19 protein-coding genes and 4 tRNA genes are annotated in these 19,921 nt (G+C 53.7%); 12 read left to right on the top strand and 11 right to left on the bottom strand.

What is annotated here, in order from left to right; translation table 11 throughout:
- Positions 1 to 15: 15 nt before the first annotated feature.
- Positions 16 to 366: a Grx4 family monothiol glutaredoxin gene (gene grxD, locus ACT3TR_RS09230; RefSeq protein WP_096279174.1), complete on the bottom strand. Its 351-nt coding sequence runs from the start codon at positions 364 to 366 to the stop codon at positions 16 to 18.
- A gap of 156 nt (positions 367 to 522) precedes the next feature.
- Between grxD and argF the strand changes: the two genes are divergently transcribed.
- Positions 523 to 1,443: an ornithine carbamoyltransferase gene (gene argF, locus ACT3TR_RS09235; protein ID WP_444625379.1), complete on the top strand. Its 921-nt coding sequence runs from the start codon at positions 523 to 525 to the stop codon at positions 1,441 to 1,443.
- A gap of 77 nt (positions 1,444 to 1,520) precedes the next feature.
- Here the strand turns inward: argF and ACT3TR_RS09240 are convergent.
- Positions 1,521 to 1,596, bottom strand: a tRNA-Ala gene (locus ACT3TR_RS09240).
- Positions 1,597 to 1,787: 191 nt separating this feature from the next.
- On the opposite strand from ACT3TR_RS09240, the gene uvrY reads away from it, so the two are divergent.
- From uvrY to nadB, 7 genes are all read left to right on the top strand, one after another.
- The gene (gene uvrY, locus ACT3TR_RS09245) at positions 1,788 to 2,438 is read left to right on the top strand and encodes a UvrY/SirA/GacA family response regulator transcription factor (RefSeq protein WP_096279170.1); all 651 of its coding nucleotides are present in this window, start codon (positions 1,788 to 1,790) and stop codon (positions 2,436 to 2,438) included.
- A gap of 38 nt (positions 2,439 to 2,476) precedes the next feature.
- Entirely contained in the window at positions 2,477 to 4,291 is a 1,815-nt protein-coding gene (gene uvrC / locus ACT3TR_RS09250; RefSeq protein ID WP_096279168.1) for an excinuclease ABC subunit UvrC, read from the top strand.
- A 94-nt stretch (positions 4,292 to 4,385) separates the two neighbouring features.
- Entirely contained in the window at positions 4,386 to 4,934 is a 549-nt protein-coding gene (gene pgsA / locus ACT3TR_RS09255; RefSeq protein WP_096279166.1) for a CDP-diacylglycerol--glycerol-3-phosphate 3-phosphatidyltransferase, read from the top strand.
- Positions 4,935 to 5,035: 101 nt separating this feature from the next.
- Positions 5,036 to 5,110: transfer RNA gene (locus ACT3TR_RS09260), tRNA-Gly, on the top strand.
- An 11-nt stretch (positions 5,111 to 5,121) separates the two neighbouring features.
- A tRNA-Cys gene (locus ACT3TR_RS09265) sits at positions 5,122 to 5,195 on the top strand.
- Between the two features lie 84 nt (positions 5,196 to 5,279).
- A tRNA-Leu gene (locus ACT3TR_RS09270) sits at positions 5,280 to 5,366 on the top strand.
- 227 nt (positions 5,367 to 5,593) lie between these two features.
- A complete protein-coding gene (nadB, locus tag ACT3TR_RS09275; RefSeq protein WP_096279164.1) occupies positions 5,594 to 7,195 on the top strand; it encodes an L-aspartate oxidase in 1,602 nt (533 codons plus the stop codon).
- On the opposite strand, the gene ACT3TR_RS09280 is transcribed toward nadB, so the two are convergent.
- Positions 7,172 to 7,597: a hypothetical protein gene (locus ACT3TR_RS09280; protein ID WP_444625378.1), complete on the bottom strand. Its 426-nt coding sequence runs from the start codon at positions 7,595 to 7,597 to the stop codon at positions 7,172 to 7,174. The two genes, nadB and ACT3TR_RS09280, sit on opposite strands and share 24 nt — an antisense overlap.
- The gene (locus ACT3TR_RS09285; protein ID WP_444625377.1) at positions 7,557 to 7,850 is read right to left on the bottom strand and encodes an FAD assembly factor SdhE; all 294 of its coding nucleotides are present in this window, start codon (positions 7,848 to 7,850) and stop codon (positions 7,557 to 7,559) included. Before ACT3TR_RS09285 ends, ACT3TR_RS09280 begins: the two co-directional genes overlap by 41 nt.
- Positions 7,851 to 8,057: 207 nt before the next feature.
- Here ACT3TR_RS09285 and ACT3TR_RS09290 point away from each other — a divergent pair, with 207 nt between their 5' ends.
- The 3 genes from ACT3TR_RS09290 to lapB all read left to right on the top strand — a co-directional run bounded on the left by ACT3TR_RS09290 (position 8,058) and on the right by lapB (position 9,965).
- A complete protein-coding gene (locus ACT3TR_RS09290; RefSeq protein WP_096279162.1) occupies positions 8,058 to 8,354 on the top strand; it encodes an integration host factor subunit beta in 297 nt (98 codons plus the stop codon).
- Positions 8,355 to 8,453: 99 nt separating this feature from the next.
- On the top strand, positions 8,454 to 8,759 hold the full coding sequence (locus ACT3TR_RS09295; protein WP_096279160.1) for a LapA family protein: 306 nt from the start codon (positions 8,454 to 8,456) through the stop codon (positions 8,757 to 8,759).
- Entirely contained in the window at positions 8,760 to 9,965 is a 1,206-nt protein-coding gene (lapB, locus tag ACT3TR_RS09300) for a lipopolysaccharide assembly protein LapB (protein WP_096279158.1), read from the top strand. It abuts the gene before it with no gap.
- Between the two features lie 54 nt (positions 9,966 to 10,019).
- On the opposite strand, the gene pyrF is transcribed toward lapB, so the two are convergent.
- Positions 10,020 to 10,721, bottom strand: coding sequence for an orotidine-5'-phosphate decarboxylase (pyrF, locus tag ACT3TR_RS09305; RefSeq protein WP_096279156.1), 702 nt, complete (start codon positions 10,719 to 10,721; stop codon positions 10,020 to 10,022).
- 279 nt (positions 10,722 to 11,000) lie between these two features.
- On the opposite strand from pyrF, the gene ACT3TR_RS09310 reads away from it, so the two are divergent.
- On the top strand, positions 11,001 to 11,285 hold the full coding sequence (locus ACT3TR_RS09310) for a ComEA family DNA-binding protein (RefSeq protein WP_096279154.1): 285 nt from the start codon (positions 11,001 to 11,003) through the stop codon (positions 11,283 to 11,285).
- Between the two features lie 139 nt (positions 11,286 to 11,424).
- On the opposite strand, the gene ACT3TR_RS09315 is transcribed toward ACT3TR_RS09310, so the two are convergent.
- The 6 genes from ACT3TR_RS09315 to ACT3TR_RS09340 all read right to left on the bottom strand — a co-directional run bounded on the left by ACT3TR_RS09315 (position 11,425) and on the right by ACT3TR_RS09340 (position 19,845).
- Positions 11,425 to 12,921 carry a bifunctional 2-methylcitrate dehydratase/aconitate hydratase gene (locus tag ACT3TR_RS09315; RefSeq protein ID WP_444625376.1) on the bottom strand — a complete coding sequence of 499 codons (1,497 nt, stop codon included), beginning with the start codon at positions 12,919 to 12,921 and terminating at the stop codon, positions 11,425 to 11,427.
- 38 nt (positions 12,922 to 12,959) lie between these two features.
- Positions 12,960 to 14,138, bottom strand: coding sequence for a 2-methylaconitate cis-trans isomerase PrpF (gene prpF, locus ACT3TR_RS09320; protein ID WP_444625375.1), 1,179 nt, complete (start codon positions 14,136 to 14,138; stop codon positions 12,960 to 12,962).
- Positions 14,139 to 14,156: 18 nt separating this feature from the next.
- A complete protein-coding gene (acnD, locus tag ACT3TR_RS09325; protein ID WP_444625374.1) occupies positions 14,157 to 16,766 on the bottom strand; it encodes a Fe/S-dependent 2-methylisocitrate dehydratase AcnD in 2,610 nt (869 codons plus the stop codon).
- Positions 16,767 to 16,893: 127 nt separating this feature from the next.
- On the bottom strand, positions 16,894 to 18,021 hold the full coding sequence (gene prpC, locus ACT3TR_RS09330; protein ID WP_444625373.1) for a bifunctional 2-methylcitrate synthase/citrate synthase: 1,128 nt from the start codon (positions 18,019 to 18,021) through the stop codon (positions 16,894 to 16,896).
- Positions 18,022 to 18,122: 101 nt separating this feature from the next.
- Positions 18,123 to 19,013 (bottom strand): methylisocitrate lyase, encoded by an 891-nt coding sequence (gene prpB, locus ACT3TR_RS09335; RefSeq protein WP_444625372.1) that lies wholly within the window; start codon positions 19,011 to 19,013, stop codon positions 18,123 to 18,125.
- A 43-nt stretch (positions 19,014 to 19,056) separates the two neighbouring features.
- A complete protein-coding gene (locus ACT3TR_RS09340; protein ID WP_444625371.1) occupies positions 19,057 to 19,845 on the bottom strand; it encodes a GntR family transcriptional regulator in 789 nt (262 codons plus the stop codon).
- Positions 19,846 to 19,921 lie beyond the last annotated feature (76 nt).

Here is a 19,921-nt window from a genome sequence, read left to right on the forward strand (position 1 = left end):
TCGAGAGGGTAATGCTTAAGCGTTGTCGCCGCCTTCTACCGCACCAGCGCGCTGAGCAGCGGCTTTTACTAGCTTTTCCAATTCGCCGCTTTGATGCATTTCTACCACGATGTCACAGCCGCCTACGAGCTCACCTTCAACCCACAGCTGGGGGAACGTCGGCCAGTTAGCAATTTTCGGCAGCTCGGCGCGAATATCCGGATTATCGAGGATATTAACGAACGCAAAACGCTCGCCACAGCTCATCAGCGCTTGAATTGTCTGGGCAGAAAAACCGCACTGTGGCAGTTGCGGAGATCCTTTCATGTAGATGAGGATTGGGTTTTCGCTAATTTGGCGCTGAATGTTTTCGGCAGTCGTGCTCATACAATTTTCCTCGCATAAAAATAGCCGGAGCCCACTCACTAATGCTCGAGTGGAACGCTAGGCTTAACGTGTAGGCATCATTCTACGCATGCCGTACGCGTTGCGCATCCCCTGCCGCATCGCTAGGATAGTGTTTTTGCGCGGAGAGAAGCCCCTATGGCGACACGCCATTTCCTGACCTTGCTAGATTTGTCCCCGGATGAGCTGGACTATTTAATCCAACGCGCCATTACGATTAAGACCAATCTTAAGGCCCAAGGCCCTGTTTATACACCATTATCCAACCGCACTCTGGCGATGATCTTTGAAAAATCATCAACGCGCACGCGGGTGTCGTTTGAAACAGGAATGGCGCAGTTTGGTGGCCACGCACTATTTCTCTCTCCCCGCGATACGCAGCTAGGCCGCGGCGAACCGATTGAAGACACTGCTCGCGTACTGTCTGAGATGGTCGATGCGGTGATGATCCGCACGTTTTCACATGCAGGGCTGGAAACCTATGCCAGCGCTAGCAGTGTGCCGGTCATTAACGCGTTAAGTGATGACTATCACCCTTGCCAGCTACTGGCTGACGTAATGACCTGGACCGAGCTACGCGGCAGCGTTAAGGGCCGTACTGCAGTATGGATTGGCGATGGCAATAACATGTGCCATTCATGGATCAATGCTGCCCGCCAGTTCGGCTTTCATCTGCGCGTATGCTGCCCAAAAGGCTACGAGCCGCGCGCTGACATAATGGCGGCCGCCGGCGATCACGTTAGCATGCTGCATGCCCCTCAGGCAGCGGTCAAAGACGCTGACTTAATCACCACCGATGTTTGGGCTTCAATGGGACAGGAAGAAGAACAGGCTAAACGCGAAGCAGACTTCGCAGGCTTCCAAGTCACCGAAGTGATGCTTGATGGCGCCCGCCAGGACGCGCTGTTCTTGCACTGCCTGCCGGCTCATCGCGGCGAAGAGATTAGCCTCACCCTGCTCGACGACCCTCGTGCGGTCGTTTGGCAAGAAGCCGGCAACCGTTTACACGCACAAAAAGCGCTTATCGAATTTTTGCTACTAGGCAAAATTGCAGCGTAGCCGCTGACATTAAGACAAAAAAAGCCTCGCTTAAACCGCGAGGCTTTTTTATCGATGATCGATAACAGTGAATATAATGGTGGAGCCTAGCGGGATCGAACCGCTGACCTCAACACTGCCAGTGTTGCGCTCTCCCAGCTGAGCTAAGGCCCCACTTACTGCTCGTACCTGCAGCGAGGCGGATACTACGATGAACATTTATCTCAGTCAAGTTTTTGAATCACCTGCTTTTATCTAATTCTCCTTTGTTGTTAGCTGTGGCACCCTATATGCAGTTAATGTAATAGATTAGCGTACAAGGCCAACGCCTGAGCCCAAGAAGTTTCCATGCAGGAGCCTGTCCATTGATCAGTGTCCTTATCGCCGATGACCACCATCTCGTTAGAACGAGTATCGCCCACCTACTAAACGAAGAGTCCGACATTAAAATTGTAGGCGAGGTCGACGACGGTGAAAGCGCGGTAACTCAGTGCCGTCAATTGAAGCCCGATATCGTGCTGATGGATATTCGTATGCCGGGGATTGGCGGGCTGGAAGCAACGCGACGCATTCGCCGCACGATGGAAGACATTAAGGTCCTCATCTTGACCGCACACATGGAGGACAGCGTACTGAGACGTATGCTCGAAGCCGGTGCTTCAGGTTTTTTAAGCAAAGGCGCCGGTGCGCTAGAAATGACCGAGGCCATACGACAAGTGTTTCATGGCGGCCGTTACGTCAGCCAGGAAATTGCTCAGCGCTTAGCACTTTCTCATTTCACCAATGAAGACAATCCTTTTAGCCACCTCTCCCACCGTGAGCTACAAATCGCGCTCATGATTGTTAATTGCCAGCGGGTGCAAGATATTTCTGACCGTCTACATTTAAGTCCTAAAACAGTAAACACCTATCGCTATCGACTCTTTGATAAACTACAGGTTGCCACTGACGTTGAGCTAACGCATTTAGCGCTTCGGCATGGGCTGGTCGAGGGGTTTGACACGACCCAAATATAACCCCACCTTCCGCTGTAATCGGGTACCGACACGCTGATATGACCTTTGATTCAAAACAGTTCTTGAGCTCCGTGAGCACCTCCCCCGGGGTTTATCGCATGCTCGATGAACAAAGCAATACGCTTTATGTCGGTAAGGCCAAGCGCCTTAAAGCACGCCTATCCAGTTATTTCCGCGGCCAGTTGAACACCAAAACCCAGGCGATGGTTGGCCGCATTGCCGACGTGCAAGTCACTGTTACACGCACGGAAACAGAAGCGCTGCTACTCGAGCAGACGCTAATCAAACAGCTGCGCCCGCCGTACAATATTTTGTTGCGTGACGACAAATCGTATCCCTTCGTGTTTGTCACCGACCGCCATGCTTACCCAGCATTAGAGTATAAGCGCGCACGTCAACGGCGCGACGATGGCCGCTATTTAGGCCCCTACCCTAGCAGCGGAGCCGTGCGCGAAAGCCTATCGTTGATGCAAAAAATATTTCATATCCGCAACTGCGAAGACAGCGTATTCGCGCATCGCTCGCGGCCATGCTTGCAGTATCAAATCCAGCGCTGCAGCGCGCCTTGCGTTGACTATATTTCGGCAGAGGATTACCGCCGTGACCTTGAACATGCGGTGATGTGCTTAGAAGGTAAAAGTGAAAATGTGACCCAAGAACTGGTGGCCGCGATGGAGGCAGCCAGCAAAGCGCTAAACTTTGAGGAAGCCGCACGCCTTCGGGATCAAGTACAGCAGTTGCGCCAGCTTCAACAGCGCCAGTTTGTCGACACCGGCGGCGGCGATGCGGATATTTTCGCGCTTGCCACGCGCCCCGGTGCGCTGGGCGTTTCTGTTCTAAGCGTTCGCGATGGCCGACTACTGGGCGCGCGCCATCACACGCCGAAAAACGATCTAGACCTGCCGATTGAGATACTGCTGACGGAAGTCGTCAGCCAATATTATTTTGGTCAACCGCATAACGTGCCCAGCGAAGTCATCACCAGCCATCCGTTAGAGGACAGCGATCTGATTGCCGAAGCGCTGACCCAGCAGGCGGGCAAACGAATCCGGGTGACTAGCCAGGTGCGCGGTCACCGTGCCCAGTGGCAGCAACTCGCTATTACTAACGCAGAACAGCAGTTGGCGTCACATCTCGCCAACCAAACGCAGCTGACCCAACGTTTTAGCGCCTTACAGAAAGCACTGGAGCTAGACGAAATACCCCAGCGCCTTGAGTGCTTTGATATTAGCCACAGCCATGGCGAAGCCACCGTTGCCTCCTGCGTTGTCTTTGATCACCAGGGGCCGCGTAAAAGTGACTATCGGCATTTTCGCATTGAAGGAGTAGCCGCAGGCGATGATTACGCAGCCATGCAGCAAGCGTTGACACGCCGCCTAAAACGGGTAAAAAGTGGCGAAGCGGTGGCGCCCGACATTTTGATTGTCGATGGCGGTAAAGGTCAGCTCAACATGGCTCGCGGCGTGTTTAAAGCATTAGATATTACCAATATCATTCTACTCGGGGTTGCCAAGGGCACAACGCGTAAGGCGGGGCTTGAAAGCCTATTCTTAGAAACAGCGGACAACCCCCTCAACCTAGACCCCTCCTCGCCGGCGCTGCACCTGATACAGCACATTCGGGATGAGTCACACCGCTTTGCGATTGCCGGACATCGCGCCCAGCGCGACAAAGCAAGACGCACGTCTACCCTACAAGACATTCCTGGCGTTGGCCCTAAACGTAGACGAGAGTTATTACGCTTTTTTGGCGGCCTACAAGGCGTACAAAAAGCCAGCCGCGATGAACTTATACGCGTACCGGGTATCAATGCGGCACTCGCCGAAAGTATTTACCGGGCGTTAAACGGATAAACATCCTGTTAGCATGGATGCTATCGGCTAAGGGGGATAGAATGACTCCAAACATTTCGAATCCTATGATTTCCAGCAAGGATCGCTTCCTGCGATGAATATACCCAACATACTGACCCTGGCGAGAATCGCCTTCATCCCGCTACTCGTGGTGCTGTTTTATCTCCCGTTCAACTGGAGCATGCCCGTGGCAGCGGGGCTATTTGGCCTAGCCTCGATTACTGACTGGCTGGACGGCTATTTAGCACGCCGCTGGAATCAGTCAACGCCGTTTGGCGCTTTTTTAGATCCTGTGGCCGACAAGCTCATGGTCGTGGTGGCCCTGGCACTATTAATTGAACGCTACGACACGTTAGTGCTAACGCTTCCCGCCCTCGTCATTATCGGCCGGGAAATTGTTATTTCAGCTCTGCGAGAATGGATGGCGGAAATGGGCAAGCGTGGCATGGTGGCTGTATCATGGGTTGGCAAGCTCAAAACAACGCTACAAATGGTCTCCTTACTCATTCTACTGGCTTTCCCGCCAGCGCACCCGCTTGCGCTGGTAGGCGTTGTCGTAGTGTATGTCGCCGCTGCTCTAACGCTCTGGTCAATGATTCAGTATCTAAAAGCCGCCTGGCCGCATCTCAGCCGTTCGATGTAACTAGTCGCTCCGTGTAAGCTGCTGATAAATAAATAAGTAACAATCTAAGATTGATTGATTGACAACTCGGTGGTGATCCGTATAATTCGCCATCGAGTCGAGCGGGAATAGCTCAGTGGTAGAGCATCGCCTTGCCAAGGCGAGGGTCGGGAGTTCGAATCTCCTTTCCCGCTCCAATGACTCTTGAGGCTGGATGGCAGAGTGGTTATGCAGCGGACTGCAACTCCGTGTACGCCGGTTCGATTCCGACTCCAGCCTCCACATTTCTCGTGTAGCAATGGCTTTTCAAAGCACCATTTTTCAAAGTTTTTTTGAAAAAAATTTGAAACAACATTGCAATGATTTGCCCGGATGGCGAAATCGGTAGACGCAAGAGACTTAAAATCTCTCGGGGGAAACCCCGTGCCGGTTCAAGTCCGGCTCCGGGCACCATTTCTTTTGTTTGACTCTTCATTTCTCTTCAGCTTTTGGCTGCCCTCCTTTCTATTGAGTTAGCTATTCTTATTGCCCCAGGCGAACGCTTGCAGGGCCTATTTTGCGTTCAGCAATATCGTCATTTAGTCATTGTCACGCTATGATGCTCGGCTTTCGTTCGCCTAGACACTGACCGTGAACTGACATCCGGCAAGCACGCGAACCAACAATAAGGAGCGGGCATCATGAGCACGCCAACACCCGACGTACTGATCATTGGCGGCGGCGTTGCCGGGTTAACGCTTGCTCTGGACATTGCTGACCACCTGTCAGTAATGCTCGTGCGCCCTGCTCAAGACGACCAAGGGGCCAGCCGCTGGGCACAGGGCGGTATTGCCGCGGTTCTTTCACCTGACGACAACCTCGAAGCACATATTAACGATACGCTGGTTGCGGGGGATGGCCTGTGCGATACAGAGGCCGTTCGGTTTACCGTCGCCAACGGCCCCTCCGCCATTCAGTGGCTGATCGATAAAGGCGTTCCTTTTACGCCTGAGACCGACCCTGACGCACGCTACCCGTATCATCTGACTCGTGAGGGTGGCCACAATGCCCGACGCATCATCCACGCAGATGACGCCACGGGGCGCGCCGTGGTAGAGACGCTATTAGATAAGGTCGCACAGCATCCACGGATTATGCAGCGCAACGACCTAACAATCGTTAGCTTATCACAAGATGATAGCGGTAGGTGTCGAGGCGCCTATGGCAGTGATCTTAACCAACAGTGGCACTCGATTACGGCACGCCATACCGTTATCGCCACCGGCGGTGCCAGCGGGCTTTATCAACACACCACAACGCCAACCCCAAGCAGCGGCGAAGGCATGATGATGGCCGCCGAGCTGGGCGCCCAGCTAATGAATTTGGAGTTTCAGCAGTTTCATCCGACCTGCTTATTTGACCCTGAAGGCCCCGCCTTTTTGATCAGCGAGGCAGTGCGGGGCGAAGGTGGACACCTGCTAAATGAAACCGGGCAGCGCTTTATGCTGGCGCTGGATCAACGCGCCGAGCTGGCGCCTCGCGATATCGTCGCCCGCGCTATTGATACTGAGATACAGCGCGGCACGCTCGGCCACGTGTGGCTGGATATTCGTCATCTAGGCACCGAGGCCATTCGCCACCACTTCCCTACCATTCAAGCTCATTGCATCACTCGGGGCATTGATATTACCCAGCAAGCTATCCCTGTGGTGCCTGCCGCCCACTATAGCTGCGGCGGCATCGCCACCAACCTGCAAGGCGCTACCAGCGTTATTAACCTTTATGCCATTGGTGAAACGGCATGCACAGGCCTGCATGGAGCTAACCGAATGGCAAGCAACTCGCTGCTTGAGTGTTTGGTGTTTGCTAGGAGCTGCGCACAAGCACTATTAGCCTGCGCGCAAAAACAAGACAAAGGCTTACACCGCGATGAATATCGTCCTCCCGCCCAACCTGCGGCGTCCGCTATTTCTCAATCGGCACTGAAGGACATTCGCCAGCGCATGCGTCAAGTGATGAGCCAGCATGTGTGCATTGTGCGCAGCAATGCGGGATTAAAAACGGCCATGGAGCAGCTAAAGGCGCTGTTAAACAGCGCGGAAGGACTTGAAGGCATCCAAGCAGCCCCAGAAGGCCGTCGCCTAATTCAGGCACTGCAGCTGGCCATATTGACAGTACTGGCTGCCCAGCAGCGACGTGAGTCACGCGGCCTGCATTTCACGACCGATTGGCCTCATCAGCAGCCTAAACCCACCGCTTCAATGCTCTCAAGCATGCATCTAGCGCCCGGGACGATGAAATAGCCGCCTTACTTCACGCAAGCGCTCTGGCGGCGCACTGTCCGGCCAAAGCCAAATCCTCTGCTTTCCCACGTAAAGACCGATCAACCAAGGCCCCAAGTAGTCGCAGCGCACTTGATATTCATCGCCAAGTGATGGGCGGCTACCCGCCGACTGCTCTGGATCAAACGGTAGCAGCCAGCGGCCATAGCATGACGATGCCGTTGAACTAAGGCTAAGCACGCCTTTAGGTGCTTGAGTGTAAGCACGCCAGAGGCCGATAGCCCCTAGCGTACTCACCAGCATCAGCGCTAACGCACCGCCGACCCAATAGCCCAGCGCCGCCAATCCAGTAAAAAGGCAGCATTGTGCTGACAGCCAATAGTTAGAGGGTGCGATAGGCAGAATTATCGGTGGTTTCAGCATGTTCAACAATCATTTGTACAATGCGACGCTGGCTGGCTTCTTCAGGCCACTCCCGATGCATGAGCCAGACAAAAAGATCCTGGTCCTCACCTTCAATTAATTGCTCATAGGCCAGCTTATCCGCATCACTAAGCTGATCAAAGCGTTGCTCAAGAAACGGAATTAGCAGCAAATCAAGCTCCCTCATACCTCGGCGGGAGTGCCAATAAAGCCGCTTGCGGCGTACAGCTGCAGGGGATGTGTCGTCGCTCAACGTCAGCCTCTCAAGATCACAAAAATGAAAAGCCAGTATACCTAAGCTACAGGGTCGCGCCAGCGCCACACTTCGCCTATGCTGCTAATGGGTCTAGAACCTTGTTTTATCTGAATTGTTTTATATTCAATAGCGCAGTATGCTGAATTTGATGTTAGTGAGGTCGGGAGCGCGTCACGGCCTTCAATGTTCGCAGGGAGCTAACCGATGACTAAATCTGAATTAATCGAACAAATCGCGATGCGTCAACCGGAGTTATCCGCCAAAGATGTTGAAACGGCGGTGCGCATTATTCTAGACGATATGACCGACGCACTATCGAGTGGCGGTCGCGTTGAGATCCGCGGCTTCGGCAGCTTTTCGCTGCACTACCGAGAGCCGCGGGTTGGGCGCAACCCCAAAACGGGCGATGCCGTTGATTTAGAAGGCAAGTATGTGCCGCACTTTAAGCCGGGAAAAGAGCTGCGTGAGCAGGTCGACGCTAGCCGCGCTCTTGGCTACTAGCGATCAGTTATTACACTACCCGACCGAATCTGGGATGACGTCGGGCCTTGAGTCGTACACAATAGAGCTACCGTGAATGTCACAGACTAGGGAACTCTCATGCGTTGGATAAAAGGGCTGATTTTAGCCGTTATTTTGCTGGCAGTCGTACTGGTAGGCATCCTGTTTGCCGTCAATAATCAGCAAACGATTGCCTTGAATCTAATTTGGCTAGAGCTACCGGCAGTATCGCTTTCGGTCTGGCTGCTAGCAACATTAGTCTTTGGCGTTCTGCTGGGCATGCTCGCGATGTTAGGTGTTTACGTGCGACTGAAAGCAACGCTAGCACGCAGCCAGCGGCATAATAAGCAGCAGCGTAAGGAACTCGATAGTCTGCGTACCCAGGAGTTCAAGGAACTGGCATAAATGCTGGATACTGCGCTGCTAGGCGTATTACTCACCGCTATTGCTATCGGCTACGGGCTAGGTTACCGGCAGGCTACGCGCCGCCGGCAGCAGCATCCATCGTCCGCGCCGACTTCGCAGGTCTTATCGCGAGATTACTTCGTCGGGCTCAATTACCTGCTTAACGAGCAGCCTGACGAAGCCATTAATACCTTCATTAACGTGCTGGCGGTGAACAGCGACACCGTAGATACGCACATTGCCCTGGGCAAATTATTTCGCGCCCGAGGCGAGGCTGATAAAGCGGTAAGCATTCACCAAAACTTGTTAGCCCGCCCAGAGCTCCCTCAGCATACCAACGAACAGATCCAGCTAGAGCTTGCTCGCGACTTCATGGCACTCGGCGTCCATGACCGAGCTCAACGCCTGCTTAATACTCTGCTGGAAAATAGCACCGACGATAATCACCGCTATGCTGCCAAACAGCTGCTCATCGATTTATTAGAGCGTGAAAAAGCATGGCGAGATGCGTTAGAAGTAATTCAGCCCATACTCAAACAGCGCCCGGCAATGCGACGCCCCGCAGCCCATTGGCTATGCGAGTTAGCGCTCGAAGAAATCAGTGAAGCCAGCCGGGCACTGGCGAAAAGGCACCTCAAAAAAGCGCTTCAACTGGACGAAAACTGCGTTCGCGCTACCCTGCTACTGGCTGACCTAGAGATGGATAACGGCCATTATGGCCGCGCCATTGAGCGGCTGGATTGCATAGTGCATCAAGAAACCACACACATACCGACTATGTTGCCGGCGCTTAAACGCGCCTACTTACGCCAAGATGACGAAGCGGGCTATGAAGCACACTTGTTTCGACTGCTTGAGCAAGCACCTTATACCAGTATTATCATTGCGCTGGGGGAGCTCGTTCATCAACGTGACGGGGTCGACAAAGCCATTACGTTGGTCGGCGAGCGCTTGCGCGCCGTGCCTAGCCTAGGCGGGCTGGACTACTTAATCGATCTTTACATTGAAAGCCAGCGACAAAGTGGCAAAGAAGCCCCTGATACGCGCCTGCTATTGCTTAAACATCATACTGATGCGCTGCTTCTAAACCGCACGCGCCACCGCTGTCAACGCTGCGGCCTTGCTAGTGATGCGCTTCAATGGCAGTGCCCCAGCTGTCGTTACTGGGGAACGATAAAGCCCATTATTGGCGTAGAAGGTGAATAGCATCTCGCCATTAGCCACTTCCACCTCCTAACCCACCTGTGCACTTGCTTTGACTTAGCGCTGACCCAACTCCTCTTCAACCATATGTAGCGCGGCCATAGGATCATCAGCTTGCGTGATAGGACGGCCGATAACCAAGTGCGTGCTGCCTGCTTCAATAGCTGCGCTAGGCGTCATGATCCGCTGCTGGTCATCAACCGATGCAAACGTAGGTCGAATGCCAGGCGTCACTTTCAAGAAGGCATCGCCGCACAGCGTTTGAATGTCAGCAGACTCCTGTGCCGAACACACAACACCTTGAAGGCCGCTGTGTTGCGCCAGCAGTGCTAAGCGCTCTACGTGCTCCTTGACCGAGATATTGATACCGATATCGGCCAAATCATCGGCCTGCATACTGGTTAATACAGTAACGGCAATCAGGTGAGTCGTTAAATGCTGTTGCTCTAAACGCTGGACGGCCGCTTCCATCATCCGCCGGCCACCGCTGGCGTGCACATTGACCATCCACACGCCCTGCTCCGCAGCCGCCTGTACGGCACTCGCCACGGTGTTAGGGATATCGTGAAACTTAAGATCCAGAAACACTTCAAAGCCGCGCCCGTGTAGAGCATCAAGCACCGCAGGCCCACTGCGCGTAAACAGCTCTTTACCGACTTTCACCCGGCAGCGGGCAGGATCTAACTGGTCAGCCATGCACAAAGCAGCATCTAACGAGGGATAGTCTAGCGCAATAATAATCGGGGAATCAGTGGCCACAACGTTGCTCCAAATACGTTTTCAGCCATTATATCAGCCTCCCCCCTCTTCTCGCGCCCTGAGTTTGTAAGCCATTTGCCATATTCCCGTAGCGAAAAACTTACAACTGCTGTCACACATCGCTGACATAATCACTCCACATATAGCGCTAAGTTAACTATGGCGCGACGTTTATTGAGATGATATTTATTGTTTACAACGGTAAAGCTCTTTATTACATGGCGCCGGCACTATTTATTAAAAAATTTCATTAACAACCGTTATTAAAAGGATCACAAGATGAACATGACACTTAAAGGAATGTTAGTAGCACTACTGCTAAGCGTCAGTTTAGGACTTTCAAGCAACGTTCTAGCGCAGCAACTGGCCCCCATCAATGTTAACACTGCCGACGCTGAGCTGCTGGCAGAGCTGCCGGGCGTTGGCCCAAGCAGAGCAGAGGCCATCATTGAAGAACGTCAAGCCAGCGGTGCGTTTGATAGCGCGGACGACCTTACTCGCGTAAGCGGCATTGGATCAGCCACCGTTGATCGCATGCGCGACCAGGTAACCTTTGAAGATTGAAACAATAGTCCTGATGAACTTAGTCCTGATGAACCTAGTTCTGATGAGCTAACTCTAATGAATCAGCTCTAATAAACTAGCCCTGATAAATAGCTGCCCGGTAGCGCCGAGACGCGCCGGGCATTATTGATAGCGGCACTTATATCATCCACGCATCCATAAACTTATGAACCGGCAGCTGCTCCAGCGCTATCTGATCGCTGCATAACTGCGCAATTTTATGGCAGCGATCTTTTGCAAACCGCGTCGCCAGGTGATGTTTAAACTTATCGATCAGGAGCGGCATCCCCTCTTCCCGCCGACGCCGATGGCCAACCGGGTATTCCACGGCAACGTTATCAGTTGCGCTTCCATCGGTGAAAAAAACCTGCACGGCGTTAGCGATCGAACGTTTTTCCGGATCATAATAATCGGCCGAATACTCAGGGTTCTCTTTTACCTGCATTTTACTGCGCAATTCATCAATCAACGGGTTCGCCACATGGAAACTATCTTCATAGTGTTCAGCACTAAGTGCGCCGAAGATAAGCGGGACTGCGGTCATGTATTGCAAGCAGTGATCACGATCCGCGGGATTAGCTAGCGCGCCGGTTTTGGAGATAATTCTAATCGCCGAGTCGTGCGTGGTAAGCACAATTTTATCAATATCGGCCAAGCGATTTTTAACCTGCGGGTGTAACGCCACGGCAGCCTCGCAAGCCGTTTGCGCGTGGAACTCGGCGGGAAAAGAAATCTTGAATAAGATATTTTCCATCACATAGCTGCCGAATTCGCGCTGAAACTGAAAACGCCGCTCAGCCGCTGGCTTCAGGCTTAGATCTTTATTGGCATGGCTAAACAGTACATCGTAGAAGCCCCATTGCGGTGCCGAGAGCACACTGGGAATGCCCATTTCACCCCGCAAGGCGATATCAGCCAAGCGTACGCCTCGCGAGGTAGCATCGCCGGCCGCCCAGCTTTTACGTGAACCCGCGTTCGGCGCATGACGATACGTTCGCAGACTTTGGCCATCGGCCCAGGCATGAGAAAGCGCTGAAAGCATCTGCTCTCGATTGGCTCCGGAAAGCTTGGCGGCCACCGCGGTAGACGCCACCTTCACTAACACCACGTGATCTAACCCCACGCGATTAAAGCTATTATTCAACGCCAACACGCCCTGTATCTCATGGGCCATGACCATGGCATTGAGCACATCGCGCATCACCAGGGCCGCTTCGCCTTGAGCAACCCGCCGCTGGGAAAGGTGATCGGCAACGGCGAGTATCGCGCCGAGATTATCGGAAGGGTGACCCCACTCGGCGGCTAGCCAAGTGTCGTTGTAGTCCAACCAGCGGATAATACAGCCGATATCCCACGCTGCCTTAACCGGGTCTAAGCGTAGCGAGGTGCCCGGCACTCGAGATCCAAATGGCACCATAGTGCCTTCAACAATGGGCCCCAGATGCTTCGTGCATTCAGGAAAGCGTAGCGCTAGCAGCCCACAACCTAGCGTGTCCATCAGGCAGTAACGCGCTGTTTCCAGGGCCTCAGAAGAGGCTACCTGATAATTCAATACGTAGTCGGCAATAGCCTGTAGCTCAGGATCATAGTCCGGGCGCTCATTGGCTTCGGATGTTGCGGGTGCTCTAGTGGACATAGTGCTCTCCTAATGGATAACCGCCTATTCAGTATGGCCTAAAAGCTGTCACCGGGAATTCTCACGACGCCCTCCATCAGTACCCGCGCGCTACGGCTCATGATGGCCTGATCAATCTGCCAGCGTCCGTCAACCAGATTGGCTTCAGCGCCAACACGCAAACTGCCCGAAGGATGGCCAAAGGTAACCGCCTGACGCTTATCACCTCCAGCGGCCAGATTAACCAGCGTGCCCTCAATGGCGGCAGCCGCCGCAATGGCCACCGCAGCGGTACCCATCATGGCATGGTGCAGCTTACCCATCGAGAACGCCCTCACCAGCAAGTCAATATCGGCGGCCTGCACAGGCTTCCCACTAGAGGAGACGTAATCTACAGGGGGCCCAATAAACGCCACTTTCGGCGTGTGCTGTCGATGGGCAGCTTCACTCACATCGTTGATCAGCCCCATACGTACGGCGCCGTAAGCACGAATGGCTTCAAACATTTTAAGCGCGCGGCTATCGCTATTAATCATATCCTGCAGCTCTGCCCCGGTATATCCAACGTCTGCCGCATTGATAAACACCGTAGGAATGCCTGCATTGATCAGCGTGGCTTTTAACTTGCCCACGCCTGGCACATCCAGATCATCAATAAGATTGCCCGTAGGAAAAATCGCCCCTTCACCATCAGCGGGGTCCATAAAGGCCACCGCAATTTCAGCAGCAGGGAAAGTCACGCCATCGAGTTCAAAGTCACCGGTTTCCTGCACCTGCCCATTCACAATAGGCACCTGAGACACGATAGTTTTCTGAATATTGGCCTGCCAAATTCGCACCTCAGCCAAACCGTTTTCTGGAATGCGGGCAGCCTCCACCAGGCCATTGGCAATCGCGAAGGGACCTACTGCCGCCGAAAGATTGCCGCAGTTGCCGCTCCAGTCAACCACCGGTTTATCGATTGAAACTTGCCCAAAGAGGTAGTCCACATCGTGCTCGGAAGACTCACTTTTAGATAGAATCACCGTTTTGCTGGTACTCGACGTTGCGCCTCCCATTCCATCAATTTGCTTTTCATAAGGGTCGGGACTGCCAATCACTCGCAGCAATAGCCGGTCCCGCTCGGGCCCGGCTTTCTGCGCCACGCTAGGTAAATCGCTGAGCTTAAAAAACACGCCTTTACTGGTGCCTCCACGCATGTAGGTCGCCGGTATTTTTATTTGTGGCGTACTGGCCATAATGCTATCTCCTAAAAGCTAAGCGGCAGTTGATTCAAGAAAGTCCTGGGCAAAGCGCTGTAAGACGCCGCCGGCGGTGTAAATCGATACTTCTTCCGCGGTATCTAGGCGACACTTCATCGCCACACGCTCGCTTTCACCATTTTTTCGATGAATGACCAGCGTGAGCATCGCACCGGGCGCAGCCGCTCCTTCGACATCAAATATTTCAGTGCCATCTAAACCCAGCGTCATACGCGTGGTGCCCGCTTCAAACTCCAGAGGCATTACGCCCATACCAATTAAATTAGTGCGGTGAATACGCTCAAAGCCTTCGGCGGCAATCGCTTCGACGCCCGCCAGCGCAACGCCTTTGGCCGCCCAATCCCGCGAAGACCCCTGCCCGTAATCCGCGCCGGCAATAATAATTAACGGCTGTTTGCGCGCCATATAGGTTTCGATGGCTTCCCACATGCGGGTCACCTCACCTTCGGGCTCAACTCGCGCCAGCGAACCCTGCTTTACGCTGCCATCAGCCGCGCGCACCATCTCATTAAACAGCTTAGGATTAGCGAAAGTGGCGCGCTGGGCGGTTAGATGATCACCGCGGTGAGTGGCGTAGGAATTGAAGTCTTCCTCAGGCAGGCCCATTTTGGCCAGATACTCGCCCGCAGCGCTGTTCAACTGAATAGCGTTAGAGGGCGACAGGTGATCGGTGGTGATATTGTCAGGCAAGATTGCCAATGGGCGCATTCCCTTAAGCGTGCGCTCTTTGGCCATGTTGCCCTCCCAATACGGCGGGCGGCGGATATAGGTACTCTCAGGGCGCCAGTCGTAAAGCGGGCTCACCAGGGTACGGGCGCTTTTGTCCAGGTCAAACATAGGAATATAGGTCTGCCGGAACTGCTCGGGCTTCACCGCGGCTTTAACAATGGCGTCGATCTCTTCATCGGCCGGCCATATATCTTTCAAGGTAACGGGATTGCCTGCTTGATCGATACCCAGCACATCCTTTTCGATATCAAAGCGTATTGTGCCAGCAATAGCGTAGGCGACGACCAGCGGCGGTGATGCTAAAAAAGCCTGCTGGGCATGAGGATGAATGCGACCATCGAAATTGCGGTTGCCGGAAAGAACGGCCGTCGCATAGAGGTCGCGATCAATAATTTCCTGCTGAATAGTCGGATCAAGCGCCCCGGACATCCCGTTGCAGGTGGTACAAGCGTAGGCAACGACGCCGAAGCCGAGAGTTTCCAGCTCACTCATTAAGCCAGCTTCTTCCAGGTACATCTTGACGGTTTTCGAGCCAGGCGCCAGCGATGACTTTACCCACGGCTTGCGCAATAAGCCCAGTCGATTGGCGTTGCGAGCAATCAGCCCTGCCGCCACCATGTTACGCGGGTTAGACGTATTGGTGCAGCTGGTGATAGCGGCGATAATAACCGCGCCATCAGGCATCTTGCCGGCTTTCTCTTCTTCACGTGCGGCATCAAGCCCTACGGCAATACCACGTTCAACAAGCTCTGAGGTGGGTAGGTGAGCGTGAGGATTAGACGGCCCCGCTAGGGTGCGATGTACAGAAGAAAGATCAAAGGTCAGCACTCGCTCGTAGGTAACGTCAGCTAGACTGTCTGCCCATAAGCCGGTGTGTTTGGCATAGGTTTCTACCAGCGCCACCTGATCATCTTCACGCCCGGTAAGCTTCAAATAATCGATGGTTTGGCCGTCGATATAGAACATCGCCGCCGTGGCACCGTACTCAGGCGTCATATTCGAAATTGTGGCGCGATCGCCCACGGTCAGCGCATCAGCCCCTTCGCCATAAAATTCTAAGTAGGCCCCCACTACCCGCTGTTTGCGCAGAAATTCGGTAATCGCCAGCACCATATCCGTGCCGGTTATACCCGGCTGCAGCTTACCGGTTAACTCTACGCCCACAATATCCGGTAGGCGCATCATGGATGCTCGACCCAGCATGACGCTTTCGGCCTCCAACCCACCTACACCCACTGAGATCACGCCCAGCGCATCGACCATCGGCGTGTGGCTGTCGGTGCCCACACAGGTATCTGGATAGGCAATGCCATCGCGGTTCTGCACCACCGGCGACATTTTTTCCAAATTAATCTGATGCATGATGCCATTACCCGGCGGGATGACATCGACATTTTCAAAGGCTGTCTTAGTCCAGTTAATAAAGTGGAAGCGATCGTCGTTACGACGATCTTCAATCGCTCTATTTTTTTCAAAGGCGCCTTCTTCTGATCCTGCGTGCTCCACTGCCAACGAGTGGTCAACAATTAGCTGTGTCGGTACAACGGGGTTCACCTTGGCGGGATCACCGCCCCTCTCGGCAATGGCATCGCGCAGCCCGGCTAAATCGACCAAGGCAGTCTGGCCGAGGATGTCATGGCAAACCACGCGGGCTGGGTACCAAGGAAAATCCAGGTCACTCTTGCGCTCAATCAACTGCTTGAGTGCATCGGTCAGTAGTTCAGGATTGCAGCGGCGTACCAGCTGCTCAGCCAGCACGCGGGAGGTATAAGGCAGCTGTGCATAGGCACCGGGCTGGATATCTTCAACCGCCTCGCGAGCATCAAAGAACTCAAGCTCGGTGCCAGGCAGCGGTTTTCGGTAATCGGTATTCATAGCAGACGCACTCATAGCAAGCGAGGGGAGAAAAAAACAACGCCGGCAGCCAAAGCTGCCGGACAGCTAGCCTGATATAGCTAGTTAATGTCGCTAGGTGAATGAACAGTAAGCTGAGCTTAGTCGACTAGCGACGTGCTTCAATCGGCACCCACTCACTCTTCTCAGGGCCCGTATAATCAGCGCTCGGACGGATTATGCGATTGTTAGCGCGCTGTTCAAACACATGGGCCGCCCAGCCGGTGACGCGCGACATGACAAAAATCGGCGTGAACAGTTTGGTGGGAATATCCATAAAGTGATAAGCGCTAGCGTGGAAAAAATCAGCATTACAGAACAGCTTCTTCTCGCGCCACATCACCGCTTCAACACGCTCGGAAACGGCGTACAGGACATCATCGCCCACATCGTCAGAGAGCTTTTTCGACCAGTGCTTGATAATCGCGTTGCGAGGGTCAGACTCACGATAAATCGCATGCCCAAAGCCCATGATCTTGTCTTTGCGCTCAAGCATGCCCAGGATCTTGGTTTCCGCCTCTTCCGGCGACTGCCAATCCTCAATCATCGCCATGGCGGCTTCATTCGCACCGCCATGCAGCGGGCCACGCAGCGAACCAATCGCCCCGGTTACGCAGGAATGCATATCAGAAAGCGTTGAGGCACACACACGAGCCGTAAAGGTAGAGGCATTAAATTCATGCTCGGCATATAGAATCAGCGATACGTTCATTACTCGCGCATGCAGCTCAGAGGCCGGTTTACCGCGCAGCATATTGAGAAAATGACCGCCTACGGAGTTATCGTCGGTTTCAGTATCGATGCGCACGCCGTCGTGGGAGAAACGATACCAGTAGCAAATGATAGAGGGCAGCACCGCTAACAGGCGGTCTGAGACATCCTGCTGCTGATCGAAGCTCTCCTCGGTTTCCAGATTGCCCAGCATTGAGGCACCTGTGCGCATCACATCCATAGGATGCGCATCTGTGGGAATCTGCTCGAGCACGGTCTTAAGCGCATCGGGTAGCCCACGCAGGCTTTTCAGCTTGCTAATGTACTCACTCAGCTCGGCTTGATTGGGCAGTTTTCCCTTTAGCAGCAGGTAAGCCACTTCTTCAAATTTGGCTTTTTCAGCCAGCTCTTTGATATCAAATCCACGGTAGGTCAGGCCCGAGCCTGTTTTACCTACCGTGCATAGCGCAGTACTGCCAGCGCTCTGACCACGTAGTCCTGCACCTGTCACGGGTTTATCAGCCATGGTATGTCTCCTATCGCTACTTTTATTTTGAGAATTTTATGGAGGTATCTTGTGAGCGCGCAGTTAGCGATTACCTTGGGCTCACGACACTGGTGTAACGCTTATTGGCCATCGCCTTGCTCAACGAATAACGCATCCAGCTTCTGCTCAAAATCGTGGTAATTCAGAAAATCGTAAAGCTCGTCGCGCGTCTGCATCAATGGCACCACCTCTTTTTGGTGGCCGTTATCCAGAATACTTTGATACACCTGCAGCGCCGCCGCATTCATGGCGCGAAACGCAGAAAGTGGATAGAGCACCATGCGGCAGCCGACCTCGCCCAGCTCTGTTTGCGTGAATAGCGGCGTGGCGCCGAACTCGGTGATATTGGCTAAAATGGGCGCGTTGACGCGTTCACAGAAAGCTTTGTAATCATCCAGCGTGTGTACCGCCTCAGCGAAGATCGCGTCAGCGCCGGCTTCAATACAGGCATTTGCGCGCTCAATGGCCGCATCCAGGCCCTCTTTTTGAAACGCATCGGTGCGCGCAATCAAATAAAAATCGGGATCGATTTTGGCATCGGCAGCAGCCTTGATGCGGTCCACCATTTCCTGCTGAGACACAATTGCCTTATTCGGGCGGTGACCACAGCGCTTCTGAGCGACCTGATCTTCCATGTGAATGGCAGCAACGCCTGCACGCTGCATCTCTTTAACCGTGCGCGCAATATTGAAAGCGCCTCCCCAGCCTGTATCGATGTCTACCAGCAGCGGCAGTTCAGTAGCGCCGCAGATCCGGTGAGCATCTTCGACCACGTCGTTCATGGTGGTCATACCCAGGTCTGGAAGGCCGAAAGAAGCATTAGCAACGCCACCACCGGAAAGATAAATCGCCTGGTGGCCCACTTTATCCGCCATCAGCGCGGTGTATGCATTGATGGTGCCTAAAATGGGCAGCGGGCGATTGGCTTCAAGCGCGGCGCGGAAACGAGCGCCGGGAGTCATCTGTAACATGGAACATTTCTCCTATTTAATGTGTCGTTATTGTTAGCTATTTTTAACGCTGCAATGTAGATGTGGACTGTTCTAGGGCTGCTGCATAGCGGTCAGCCACATTGGCTCGAGAAGCGCTTACATGGCGGCGCATCAGCAGCTCTGCTAGCTCCGCATCACCTGCTTCGATAGCATCTACAATACGGTGGTGTTCCACAAAAGCGCGCTGCGGGCGGGTGCCGCTGGCACTAAACTGGGTGCGATACAGGCGCACTAAATAGTAGAGGTCATCGCACAGAAGGTTCATCAGCATTTTATTGTGGCTGCCCTGAACGATGCAGTAGTGAAAATCAAGGTCACCTTCACGTTGATAATAGGCCTCGCCTCGTTGCAGATCGGCTTGACCTTCATGTAGCGCCAACACATCACGCAAGCCTTGAACCTCTGCTGCTGACATATGCTCAGCGGCTAGCCTAGCGGCCATACTTTCCAACGCTTCGCGCAGATCAAAAAGCTCTAAAAGCTCTTTCATGGAAAGCTGAACCACGCGCGCGCCCACGTGAGGAACGCGTTCAATTAAACGGTGTGCCTCTAAGCGCCGCATCGCCTCGCGTAGCGGTCCGCGTGAGATACCGTAAGTTTTCGAAAGCCCGGGCTCGGTAATTTTACTGCCTGGCGCCAGTTCACCACGCACAATGGCATCCTGAAGCTGGTGAAATACCCGCTCTGCAAGGGTACGAACTTCCGGCAACGTTGCAGTTGAAGCGGCGATTACGAAAGGAGCGCCCTGTTCGCCCGCCGTTTCAGATAGCGCAGCAGCGGCGGTAGAGGAATGAGAAGTAAGTGTTGCCATAGATAATTGTCGACAATTGAAAAGTAAACAAACTCTAGCGCGTGCAAACTGCACCGTCAACCAGGCGAGCCAGCCG

Origin of the sequence: Halomonas sp. AOP12-B1-6 (assembly GCF_052379225.1) — a bacterium.
Lineage (GTDB): Bacteria > Pseudomonadota > Gammaproteobacteria > Pseudomonadales > Halomonadaceae > Vreelandella > Vreelandella casei.

Excerpts from the sequence above, each read along its gene's own strand:
- grxD (WP_096279174.1), bottom strand. The coding sequence starts at position 366 with ATGAGCACGACTGCCGAAAACATTCAGCGCCAAATTAGCGAAAACCCA.
- argF (WP_444625379.1), top strand. The coding sequence starts at position 523 with ATGGCGACACGCCATTTCCTGACCTTGCTAGATTTGTCCCCGGATGAG.
- uvrC (WP_096279168.1), top strand. The coding sequence starts at position 2,477 with ATGACCTTTGATTCAAAACAGTTCTTGAGCTCCGTGAGCACCTCCCCC.
- pgsA (WP_096279166.1), top strand. The coding sequence starts at position 4,386 with ATGAATATACCCAACATACTGACCCTGGCGAGAATCGCCTTCATCCCG.
- nadB (WP_096279164.1), top strand. The coding sequence starts at position 5,594 with ATGAGCACGCCAACACCCGACGTACTGATCATTGGCGGCGGCGTTGCC.
- ACT3TR_RS09280 (WP_444625378.1), bottom strand. The coding sequence starts at position 7,597 with ATGCTGAAACCACCGATAATTCTGCCTATCGCACCCTCTAACTATTGG.
- ACT3TR_RS09290 (WP_096279162.1), top strand. The coding sequence starts at position 8,058 with ATGACTAAATCTGAATTAATCGAACAAATCGCGATGCGTCAACCGGAG.
- ACT3TR_RS09295 (WP_096279160.1), top strand. The coding sequence starts at position 8,454 with ATGCGTTGGATAAAAGGGCTGATTTTAGCCGTTATTTTGCTGGCAGTC.
- lapB (WP_096279158.1), top strand. The coding sequence starts at position 8,760 with ATGCTGGATACTGCGCTGCTAGGCGTATTACTCACCGCTATTGCTATC.
- ACT3TR_RS09310 (WP_096279154.1), top strand. The coding sequence starts at position 11,001 with ATGAACATGACACTTAAAGGAATGTTAGTAGCACTACTGCTAAGCGTC.
- ACT3TR_RS09315 (WP_444625376.1), bottom strand. The coding sequence starts at position 12,921 with ATGTCCACTAGAGCACCCGCAACATCCGAAGCCAATGAGCGCCCGGAC.
- prpF (WP_444625375.1), bottom strand. The coding sequence starts at position 14,138 with ATGGCCAGTACGCCACAAATAAAAATACCGGCGACCTACATGCGTGGA.
- acnD (WP_444625374.1), bottom strand. The coding sequence starts at position 16,766 with ATGAATACCGATTACCGAAAACCGCTGCCTGGCACCGAGCTTGAGTTC.
- prpC (WP_444625373.1), bottom strand. The coding sequence starts at position 18,021 with ATGGCTGATAAACCCGTGACAGGTGCAGGACTACGTGGTCAGAGCGCT.
- prpB (WP_444625372.1), bottom strand. The coding sequence starts at position 19,013 with ATGTTACAGATGACTCCCGGCGCTCGTTTCCGCGCCGCGCTTGAAGCC.
- ACT3TR_RS09340 (WP_444625371.1), bottom strand. The coding sequence starts at position 19,845 with ATGGCAACACTTACTTCTCATTCCTCTACCGCCGCTGCTGCGCTATCT.